Below are 6,769 nucleotides of genomic sequence, written 5' to 3'. Positions count from 1 at the left end.
CTTCCCCCGGACCCCCATCCCCTCCTTTTCCCAAACTTTTTATCGCCGCCTTCGGCGGGAGGGTCACGGGGATGGGTTACGTCTTATCAGGTTGTTTCAAAATATCGTTCAAACCGCTCCCCATCGTTCCCGCACGCCCTTGCCGAAGGCACACAAAAAGTTTTGAAGGGGAGTCCAGAGGGGAAACTTTTTCAAAAGTTTCCCCTCTGGCCGCCGGAGGCATTCTTCTCCTAAAATCCGTCTTCCAGCGGCGGCCAGACCAGGGCCTGGGTGTCGGTATCCACTCCGGCCGAGGGTTGGATGGCCAGGTTTCGGCTGGCCGGTTTGAGGTGCACGAACCGGCCGCGCTGCTCCAGTCGTCCTTCGGCCAGCCATTGCAGGGCCTGGGGGAGGATGCGGTGTTCCATTTTAAGGATGCGCTCGCCCAGGGCGTCACCGCCTTCGCCCGGCTGGCACGGCACGGCGGCCTGGATGATGACCGGGCCGTGGTCCATCTGTTCGTCCACGAAATGCACGGTGCAGCCGGAAATCTTGACCCCGTAGTCCGCGGCGTCGGCCTGGCCGTGCACGCCGGGGAAGCTCGGCAGCAGGGCCGGGTGGATGTTGACCACGCGGCCCCGGAACGGTTCGAGGAAGACCGGGGTGACGATGCGCATGAACCCGGCCATGACCACCGCGCCGCCCTCGTTCACACCCGATTCGCGGATGGCCCGGACCATCTCCTCGTCAAAGGCCTCGCGGGACGGAAACTCCGTGTGCAGCAGCAGGCGGGTGGGGATGTGGTGGTCGCGCGCACGGGCCAGGCCGTAGGCGTCCTCCCTGTTGGACACGACCACCTTGATCTCGGCGTCGAGCATGCCCGCTTCGATGCGGTCGATGAGGGATTGCAGGTTGGACCCGCCCCCGGACACGAGGACGGCGATGGGCATTGCCATGGATGCTCCCTTGAATGGTTGAAAACGGAGGGGGTCGGCCCCGTCCCCGAACTTGGCCCAAAGCGCGCCCTTTTTCAAGGGCGGATTTCCGTTCCGGGGCCGCATTGCCTTTTCAGCCAGGCCCTCGTATATTATGTCAAATCAAGCCTATTACCCAAGGGGCAAACCCCATGCATCGCCTGTGCACGCTGCTCATCCTCTTCCTGTTGCTCGGCCCCGGTCCGGCCAAAGCCGCGGATGTGCGCGTCATCACCGAAAACAACCCGCCCCTGAACCTTGCCGGAACGGGCGGACCCTCCGGCCTGGCCACGGACCTGTTCCTGCTCATGGCCGACCGGGCCGGGCTCGAGATGACCCGCAAGGACATCCAGGTCTGGCCATGGGCCCGCGGGTACCGGGAGATACTGGAAAAGACCGACGTCATCCTCTACTCCATGGCCCGGACCGCCGGGCGCGAGAAGCTGTTTCGCTGGATCGGCCCGATCATGCCCCTGCACACCAGCCTCTTCGCCCTGAAATCCAGGGGCATCGTCATCAAGGACCCGGTCAAGGGGGCCTGGGAATACCGGTACGGGACCATCCGGTCCAGCGCCTCGGAACAGAAGCTCATCCGCCTGGGCGTCCCCCCGCACCGGCTGGAATCGGTCCACGACCGCACCCTGAACATCCGCAAGCTCCTCCAGGGGCACATCGACATCATGGTGGCCAACGAACCGGCCACCTTCTACTCCATCCGCCAGATGGGCCTGAACCCGGACGACTTCGAACCCGTCTACCGGCTGATGAGCTCCAACCTCTATTACGCCGCCAGCCGGGATATCGACCCGGCCCTCGTGCTCCGGCTCCAGTCCGCCCTGGACGGTCTCAAGGCCGACGGCACGGCCGCCCGCATTATCAAGGGTTACCGCTAACCCACCACCCGCCGGGATACTCCGGCGCTCCATGCGCTATTTGCCGTTGCGCGGTGGCATGGCCAGCCCGAATGTGCTATAGTAAGGCATTACCCCTCAACGTTCGGCGGCCCGGCGCGGACGCACCCCAATAGCCAAGGAGGACCCCATGGCAGGCAAATTCGAACGCAAGCAGACAACGGACGGACAGTGGATGTTCAACCTCAAGGCAGGCAACGGCGAGATCATCCTGACCAGCGAACGCTACGCGGTTAAGAGCGGCTGCGACAACGGCATCGCCAGCGTGCAGGCCAACAGCCCGCTGGACGAACGCTTTGAGCGCAGGGAGGCCAAGAACGGCCAGCCCTATTTCGTGCTCAAGGCCGCCAACCACCAGATCATCGGCGTGAGCGAGATGTACTCGTCCAAGTCCGCCATGGAGAACGGCATCGCGTCGGTCAAGACCAACGGCTCGACCACGACTATCGTGGACGTCTAGTCCCGGATCCGGCAACGAAAAAGGCCCGGCGTGCGGAACTGCGCGCCGGGCCTTTTCGTTGCCTTGATGCGGGGTTATTTCGCGGCCGTCGCGTCCTTGATCAGCGCGTCCACCAGGCCGGGGATGGTGTAGTCCTCGGGCTCCAGCGCCGGGGTCAGGCCGTATTTCCGGACCGTGTCCGAGGTGACCGGGCCGATGGAGGCGATCTTCACGTCCGGATAGTTCTTGAAGGCGTCCGCCGGGACCAGCTCGAAGAAGTTCTCCACCGTGCTCGACGAGGTGAAGGTCACGTAGCGGATGTCGCCCGCGCCCAGCGCCTCCATGATCTCGTCGCCCGAGGCCTGGCCGAGCCGGGTCTCGTAGACCGGCAGGACCGTGACCTTGCAGCCCGCCGCCTTGAGCTCGCGGGGCAGGACCTCCCTCGCCACCTTGGCGCGGGGGATGAGCACATCCGAACCGGCTATGCCGAGCTTGAGCAGCCCGTCGACCACGTGTTCGGCCACGTATTTCTCGGGGATGAAGTCCGGCTCGATGCCGCGCGCCCGCAGCTCGTCCGCCGTGGCCGGGCCGATGGCCGCGATCTGCATGCCGCCGAAGATGCGCGCGTCCAGGCCGATGGCCCGAAGCTGCTGCCAGAAGTATTTGACGCCGTTGACCGAGGTGAACACCACCCACTGGTAGCGGGCCAGTTGCAGGATGGCGGTCTCGACCTCGGCGTAGTCGTCCAGCGGCTCCACCGAGATGGTCGGGAACTCGCGCACGCACGCGCCCTGCTCGCGCAGCACGCCCACCAGGCCCGAGGCCTGCTCGCGCGCACGGGTGACGATCACGCCCTGGCCGAGCATGGGCTTCTTCTCGAACCAGCCCAGCTTGTCGTGCAGGGAACACACGCCGCCCACGATGATGATGGACGGGGCCTGCCAGTTGCGGGCCTGGGCCGCCTCGGCCACGTGCTCCAGGTCGGACACGAACGAGGTCTGATTGCAGCGCGTGCCCCAGCGGACCAACGCCACCGGGGTGTCGGGGGCGCGGCCGTTGTCCATGAGATTCTTGGCGATCATGGGCAGGTTGCCCACGCCCATGTAGAAGACCAGGGTGGAGGTGGACTGCCCGTACACGGCCCAGTTGTGGCCGGACTCGGACTTGGTCGGGTCCTCATGCCCGGTGATGAAGCAGACGCTGGTGGTGTGGTCGCGGTGGGTCACCGGGATGCCCGCGTAGGCGGCGGCCGCCACGCCCGCGGTGATGCCGGGCACCACCTCGAAGTCGATGCCCGCTTCCACGAGCTCCTCGCCCTCTTCGCCGCCGCGCCCGAACACGTAAGGATCGCCGCCCTTGAGACGGCAGATGACCTTGCCGGACCTGGCCTTGTCCACGATCAGGCCGTTGATCTGATCCTGGGGCAGGGTGTGGTCGCCGCCCTTCTTGCCCACATACAGGATTTCACAGTCCGGCTTGCACCACTTCAGGAATTCGGCGTTGGCCAGATAGTCGTAGATCATCACGTCGCACGACTCGATGATCTCCTTGGCCCGCAGGGTGAGCATGCCCGGATCACCGGGTCCGGCTCCGACGAGAAACACGTTTGCCATAAGTTTGCCTCCGGCGGCTTAAGGAACCTTTTGAAAAAGGTTCCTTAAGAATCCTCCAAAACTTTTTGTATAAAACGGCGCTGACAGGTTGTGCGGAATCCACACCTCGGTTGCGCCGTTTTGGGCCTGTTCGTTGCCCGGGACGCTAGCCCATGACCGACTCAAGGCGCGCCTTGAGCTGGGTCAGCTTGGTCTTTTCCTCTTCCATTTCGGCGAGCTTCCTCTTCTCGCCCTCGACCACCTCGGCGGGGGCGTTGTTCACGAAGCCGGGGTTCTTGAGCTTGCCGGCCACGCCCTTCATGGTCTTTTCAAGCTTGCCCAGGTTCTTGTCCAGGCGGGCCAGTTCGGCGTCGAAGTCGACCACGCCTTCCAGCGGCACGGACAGCTCGTTGCCCTGGACCACGGCAGCGCCCGAGGCCTTGGGGCCCTTGACGTCGGGACCGATGGTCACGTTCTCGATGCGGGCCAGGGACTGGATCAGGCCGAGGTTGGCCTCCAACACCGCCTTGTCCGCGTCGCTCACGGTCCGGATCAGCAGGTCGAGCTTCTTGGCCGGTTCGATGAGCAGTTCGGTGCGGATGTTCCGGGTGCCGGAGACCACGCCCATGAACAACTCCATCTCGGCCACGGCCTTGTCGTCCAGGCAGTCGGGCCGCTTCTCGGGGTACGGCAGGGTGGCGATGTCCTCGCTGCGCTCGTCGCCGGCGGGCCTGGGCAGGACGTTCCAGATCTCCTGGGTGATGAACGGGGTCACCGGATGGAGCAGGATCATGGTCTCGGACAGCACGGTCCACAGCACGCGCTGGGTGGCGGCCTTGGCCTGCTCGTCCTCGCCATACAGCGCGGGCTTGATCATCTCCAGGTACCAGTCGCAGAACTCGGACCAGATGAACTTGTAGAGCGTCTGGGCGATCTCGTTGAAGCGGTACTCGTCGGTGGCCGAGGCGATGGACGCCTTGACCTCCTCCAGCCGGTGGAGAATCCAGCGGTTGGCCAGGTCGGAGGCCGCGTGCACGTCCGCGTCCGGAATCTCGTCGGGCAGGTTCATCATGGCGAACCGCGTGGCGTTCCAGACCTTGTTCATGAAATGCTTGTAGCCCTCGATGCGCTGCTCCGAGAGCTTGATGTCCCGGCCCATGGCCGCGAAGCTGGTCAGGGTGAAGCGCAGGGCGTCGGCGCCGTACTTCCCGATCATGTCCAGGGGGTCGATGACGTTGCCCGTGGACTTGGACATCTTCTTGCCCTGCTCGTCGCGCACCAGGGCGTGGATGTAGACGTGCTTGAACGGGATCTCCTCCATGAACTGGAGGCCCATCATCATCATGCGCGCCACCCAGAAGAACAGGATGTCGAAGCCGGTGACCAGACAGGAGGTCGGGTAGTACTTGGCCAGCTCCCTGGTGTCGTCCGGCCAGCCCATGGTCGAGAACGGCCACAGGGCCGAGGAGAACCAGGTGTCCAGCACGTCCTCGTCCTGGACCAGCTTGGAGGAGCCGCACTTGGTGCAGACCGTGGGGTCGTCCTTGGACACGATGAGCTCTCCGCACGCCTCGCAGGTCCAGGCCGGGATGCGGTGGCCCCACCAGATCTGGCGGGAGATGCACCAGTCGCGGATCTCGTCCAGCCACTGGTAGTACGTCTTGGTCCAGTGCTCCGGGAAAATTTGGGTCTTGTCCGGCACGGCGGCGCGGGCCTTTTCGGCCAGCGGCTTCATGGACACGAACCACTGGGTGGAGACGTGGGGCTCGATGGTGGACTTGCAGCGGTAGCAGACGCCGACCGAGTGGTCGTGGTCCACGATCTCGCCGAGCAGCCCTTCAGCATCGAGGTCTTCGAGCACGAGCTTGCGCGCCTCGGTCACGGACAACCCCCGGTACTTCTCGGGTGCGTTCTCGTTGACGAAGCCCTTCTCGTCCAGGATGGAGATGACCTCGAGATTGTGCCTGCGGCCGATCTCCCAGTCGTTCATGTCGTGGGCCGGGGTGACCTTGAGGCAGCCGGTGCCGAACTCCACGTCCACGTAGGAGTCGCCGATGATCGGCAGCTCGCGGCCCACCAGGGGCAGGATGGCGGTCTTGCCGATGTACTTGTTGAACCGCTCGTCCTCGGGGTTCACGGCAATGGCCGAGTCGGCCAGCATGGTCTCGGGCCGGGTGGTGGCCACGATCAGGTGGCCGGAGCCGTCGGCCAGGGGATATTTGACGTGGTGCAGCTTGCCGGGCTTGGCCTCGTGTTCGACCTCGTCGTCGGCCAAAGCGGTGTGGCAGCGGTTGCACCAGTTGATGATGTAGTCGCCCTTGTAGATCAGCCCCTGCTCGAACAGGGAGACGAAGACCTCGCGCACGGCCTTGGCCCGCTGGTCGTCGAAGGTGAAGCACTCGCGGGTCCAGTCGACCGAGGCGCCCATGCGGCGGATCTGGCTGAGGATGTGGTCGCCCTTCTCCTTCTTCCACTCCCAGACGCGCTCGATGAACTTCTCGCGGCCCAGGTCGTCGCGGGTCAGTCCCTCTTCCTTCAGTTGCCTTTCGACCACGTTCTGCGTGGCGATGCCCGCATGGTCCGTGCCCGGCACCCACAGGACGTTCTTGCCCTGCTGGCGGCTGAAGCGGCAGAGGATGTCCTGGAGCGTCAGGTTCAGGGCGTGGCCCATGTGCAGGACGCCGGTGACGTTGGGCGGGGGGATGACGATGGAATACGCCTCGCCCGGACCGTCGGGGTTCGGGGTGAAGGTCTGGTTCTGTTCCCAGTGGGTCTCCCACTTCTCTTCCACATCCCACGGTTCGTAGGCTTTGGCTAACTCTTTCCGGGCCATGTCGGTGCCTCCGGCGGCCGGGGGAAGGGGGAAGGGAAACC

The 6,769-nt window shown here is 64.7% G+C and carries 5 protein-coding genes; 2 read left to right on the top strand and 3 right to left on the bottom strand.

The window, feature by feature from the left end:
- Positions 1-230: 230 nt before the first annotated feature.
- Complete coding sequence (gene purN, locus AB6M95_RS19225) at positions 231-935, bottom strand: phosphoribosylglycinamide formyltransferase (RefSeq protein WP_371388361.1); 705 nt, start codon at positions 933-935, stop codon at positions 231-233.
- A gap of 170 nt (positions 936-1,105) precedes the next feature.
- Here purN and AB6M95_RS19220 point away from each other — a divergent pair, with 170 nt between their 5' ends.
- Both AB6M95_RS19220 and AB6M95_RS19215 read left to right on the top strand, forming a co-directional pair.
- Positions 1,106-1,846: a substrate-binding periplasmic protein gene (locus AB6M95_RS19220; RefSeq protein WP_371388360.1), complete on the top strand. Its 741-nt coding sequence runs from the start codon at positions 1,106-1,108 to the stop codon at positions 1,844-1,846.
- A 148-nt stretch (positions 1,847-1,994) separates the two neighbouring features.
- Positions 1,995-2,324 (top strand): YegP family protein, encoded by a 330-nt coding sequence (locus tag AB6M95_RS19215; RefSeq protein WP_371388359.1) that lies wholly within the window; start codon positions 1,995-1,997, stop codon positions 2,322-2,324.
- A gap of 74 nt (positions 2,325-2,398) precedes the next feature.
- Here AB6M95_RS19215 and cobA read toward each other — a convergent pair whose 3' ends face one another.
- Positions 2,399-3,916 (bottom strand): uroporphyrinogen-III C-methyltransferase, encoded by a 1,518-nt coding sequence (gene cobA, locus AB6M95_RS19210; protein ID WP_371388358.1) that lies wholly within the window; start codon positions 3,914-3,916, stop codon positions 2,399-2,401.
- Positions 3,917-4,061: 145 nt separating this feature from the next.
- A complete protein-coding gene (locus tag AB6M95_RS19205; RefSeq protein WP_371388357.1) occupies positions 4,062-6,728 on the bottom strand; it encodes a valine--tRNA ligase in 2,667 nt (888 codons plus the stop codon).
- Between the last annotated feature and the right edge of the window lie 41 nt (positions 6,729-6,769).

Source organism: Pseudodesulfovibrio karagichevae, from assembly GCF_041414475.1.
Lineage (GTDB): Bacteria > Desulfobacterota > Desulfovibrionia > Desulfovibrionales > Desulfovibrionaceae > Pseudodesulfovibrio > Pseudodesulfovibrio karagichevae.
The sequence above is the reverse complement of the archived record's forward strand: the minus strand, read 5'-3'. Positions and strand labels throughout refer to the sequence as shown.

Excerpts from the sequence above, each read along its gene's own strand:
- AB6M95_RS19205 (WP_371388357.1), bottom strand. The coding sequence starts at position 6,728 with ATGGCCCGGAAAGAGTTAGCCAAAGCCTACGAACCGTGGGATGTGGAA.
- AB6M95_RS19220 (WP_371388360.1), top strand. The coding sequence starts at position 1,106 with ATGCATCGCCTGTGCACGCTGCTCATCCTCTTCCTGTTGCTCGGCCCC.
- AB6M95_RS19215 (WP_371388359.1), top strand. The coding sequence starts at position 1,995 with ATGGCAGGCAAATTCGAACGCAAGCAGACAACGGACGGACAGTGGATG.
- purN (WP_371388361.1), bottom strand. The coding sequence starts at position 935 with ATGGCAATGCCCATCGCCGTCCTCGTGTCCGGGGGCGGGTCCAACCTG.
- cobA (WP_371388358.1), bottom strand. The coding sequence starts at position 3,916 with ATGGCAAACGTGTTTCTCGTCGGAGCCGGACCCGGTGATCCGGGCATG.